General features: G+C 29.7%; 4 protein-coding genes. 1 reads left to right on the top strand and 3 read right to left on the bottom strand.

All coding sequences use genetic code 11. The features are described from left to right. The 3 genes from B4I81_RS10120 to B4I81_RS10110 all read right to left on the bottom strand — a co-directional run. On the bottom strand, positions 1-1,148 hold a 1,148-nt coding region (locus B4I81_RS10120; protein ID WP_291110280.1), incomplete at its 3' end, for a DUF5686 and carboxypeptidase regulatory-like domain-containing protein. A 47-nt stretch (positions 1,149-1,195) separates the two neighbouring features. Further along, a complete protein-coding gene (gene aroQ, locus B4I81_RS10115) occupies positions 1,196-1,606 on the bottom strand; it encodes a type II 3-dehydroquinate dehydratase (RefSeq protein ID WP_291110278.1) in 411 nt (136 codons plus the stop codon). A gap of 75 nt (positions 1,607-1,681) precedes the next feature. Then, complete coding sequence (locus B4I81_RS10110) at positions 1,682-2,236, bottom strand: porin family protein (protein ID WP_291110276.1); 555 nt, start codon at positions 2,234-2,236, stop codon at positions 1,682-1,684. 304 nt (positions 2,237-2,540) lie between these two features. On the opposite strand from B4I81_RS10110, the gene B4I81_RS10105 reads away from it, so the two are divergent. Next, the gene (locus B4I81_RS10105) at positions 2,541-3,065 is read left to right on the top strand and encodes a porin family protein (RefSeq protein WP_291110274.1); all 525 of its coding nucleotides are present in this window, start codon (positions 2,541-2,543) and stop codon (positions 3,063-3,065) included. The last annotated feature ends 115 nt before the right edge of the window (positions 3,066-3,180 follow it).

The following is a 3,180-nucleotide window of genomic DNA, read 5'->3' as shown; positions in this document are numbered from 1 at the left end:
ACCGGACGATTTTCTTCCCAAAAAGAAATTTCCTTTTTATTTGCATTTTCAGCAAATGTTACAATTTCTTTTCCAAACGTTTTCTTTTCGAAAGCATCTTTAAAGTTGTAATTCGTAAATACGTGAGTGAATTTTCCAGTGAACTTCATTCCAAAAATTCCCGCTTCAAAATCCAAAGCCTGAATGTTTTTAGCCCAAATTTTACTTTCCGAATTGTAACTGAAATTCTGAGTCAGTTTCATGGTTTCTAAAATTGGCTCTTGCATTCTATAACCTTTAATATCTAAGTCAATTCCGAAAATAGCCCAAGAATCCTCCACGATATAAATATAACCTTCAAAAACGGGCTCTTTATCACGCTTAGGCGTTACTAAAATCTTATTAATTAACTGATTCTTATCATCGTAAAATGTACTTTCTAGTTTGTATTTGTAGTAATTGAATGCATTGTCTGCAATAGGAGAAATCATATTGATTCCAAAGTCTACATAGTTTTCGTAAAAATCATAATTGGTATTCAAAGCGGTGTTGTAGCTAAAACCGTTATCATTACCAGCTACTTTTGAAGCAATAATTTCCTCTTTTAAATTATCAGGTTTTTGGAATTTAATTTTAGAAACCGTTTCCGATTGGTAAATGATACCACTTCGCGTAGAATCTAAATTACCATCTAAGTCACCAATTTCAAAACCCATGAATTTCTTAGGAATATCTTTTGCTCTAAAAATACCTCTTGAATAAAAGTCAGCTTCAAACTTATCGGTCTTAGCCGCATTCTTCTTTTTAGATTTAATAGCATTTCTAATGATATCGTTTGCAGGATTTTCACCATTAACAACAACAACTTCTTTCAATTGAAAATCTTCTTCTTGTAAAGCCACATCAAACTCATATGGAAAACTCGTTATGTTTAAAATGTGTTTCTGGGTTTTGTATCCTAAATATTGAAAAATCAAATGCACATTATTTTTCTCAGTAGTATTCAATTCATATTTTCCCAATTCATTAGAAGTGGTACCTATATAAGTATTCTCAATATAAATATTCACAAAAGGTAATGGATTTCCATCTTTATCTTTGACAGTTCCTTTTATTTGAGAAAACGTAAATGAGCTTACAAACAATAGAGCAAATAAAATTTTATTCATAGGAGTTTCTTTTTATAGACGAATATTTTTTTGAAAAGGTTGTATTATCAAAATGATTTTAGTGCTAACTCGTAACTTTTTAATCCAAAACCAATAACGATCCCTCTTGCATTTGGTGATATATAGGACTGATGGCGAAAAGATTCTCTTGAAAAAGTATTGGATATGTGAACTTCAACAACGGGTGTCGTAATCGATTTTATTGCATCGCCAATTCCAATAGAAGTGTGTGTATAAGCTCCAGCATTTAAAACTATACCATCATAATCAAAGCCTATTTCTTGAATTTTAGAGATGATTTCACCTTCAATGTTGCTTTGAAAATACTCCAAAGTAACAGTTGGAAATTGAACTTGTAATTTTTCAAAATAGGATTCAAAAGTTTCATTGCCATAAACTTCAGGTTCTCTTTTACCTAGTAAGTTTAGATTTGGACCATTGATGATAATAATCTTCATGAGAATTGTTTTTGTAAAAATAAAAAAACCATTCCTTTTGAGAATGGTTTTAGCAAAATATTATAAGTTTTATTGTTAAAACATATAACCTAAAGAAAATTGAATTACCGAATTTTTTACATCCGCCTCTTTTTTGGCTTCAGTTAATCCAGCTACATATCTGCCAGAAATAAAAATGCCATCTGTTATTTTAAAACTTAAACCTCCAGCTAAACCAATATCAAATGTTTTGGTGTCGTTAGTATCTATTTTATTTCGTTCACTAACTAAAACGGATGCTTGCGGACCAAGTTCTAAACTCAATTTATTTGTAGTTAAATAGAATTTTGTTAATAAAGGTAAAGAGAGATAGCCCAATTCATTTTTTACTTGATCTCCTAATTCTCTTAATTCTGAGCCTTGAGTAGAGTATAAAAGTTCGGGTTGAATAGCAAAGTTTTCAAAAACTTTTAATTCTGTAACTATACCTGCATGATAACTAGTGATGGTTTTAAAATCAATTCCAGAAACTGATCCACCAGTATAATTCGCAAAATTTAAACCGCCTTTAATACCAAATTTCAATAGTTGCGCCTGAGAAATACCAGTTCCTAGAACTAGTAAAACCAACATAAAAATTGTTCTTTTCATTGTTTTATTTTTTTAAAACAACGCTGGTTTGCATTTTTTATTGTTTTTATCGACGAAATGCATTTTTCATCGTTTTTTAGAATTAATTGATAATCAATATTTTATATTTTTATTGTGATTTAAATGATTAGTTTTTTTGTTAAAAAAATCAAAAATCGGAGATAAAAATTGAATTCTAAGTATTTGATTATTAATATTTTCAATAAATATTGTTAATAAAGTTGTTAATAACATAACGTAAAATGTGATTTTGTAAAAAAAAATGATATAAATTTGTTCCATTAACTTTAAATTTAAACTAAACATGAAAAAAGTTTTATTCGCTGCAATTGCAGTAATGGCATTCGGAATATCAAATGCACAAGAAATGAAATTTGGTGTAAAAGCTGGTTACAGTAGCACAAATTTTACTGGAGATGCTGACGGTGGTGACGCTAGAGGTGGATTTTACGTTGGTGGTTTGGTAGATTTCACAGTATCTGAAAAATTCCATGTTCAACCTGAATTAATGTATTCTACAGAAGGTGCTAGTGATGATGCTGGTATTGATTATTTAAGATTACCAATCATGGCTAAGTATTATGTTATGGAAGGTTTATCTTTACAAGCAGGTCCAGAGATTGCATTCAAAATTGCTGCTCAAGAAGATCTTCTTGATGAAGCTACTAAATCTTTAGATTTTGGTTTAGGATTTGGAGCTGGTTATGAATTGTCAAATGGATTAATGTTTGACGCTCGTTACAACCTTGGTTTAGCTAATATTTCTGATGTCGATGGTTTTGATTTCGGAAATGCAGGTTTACAAATTGGTTTAGGATACAGATTCTAATTTGTAACTAATATTATAAGAAATCCCGAGCAATTGCTCGGGATTTTTATTTTAACCTATTTTTAATCTTTTAATCGATTATTTTATAAATTAAATCATTAATGTCCGATAAAAA

It is taken from the genome of Flavobacterium sp. UBA6195, assembly GCF_002422095.1.
GTDB lineage: Bacteria > Bacteroidota > Bacteroidia > Flavobacteriales > Flavobacteriaceae > Flavobacterium.
Note: the sequence above shows the minus strand (reverse complement) of the source record. Positions and strands in the feature narration are given on the sequence as shown.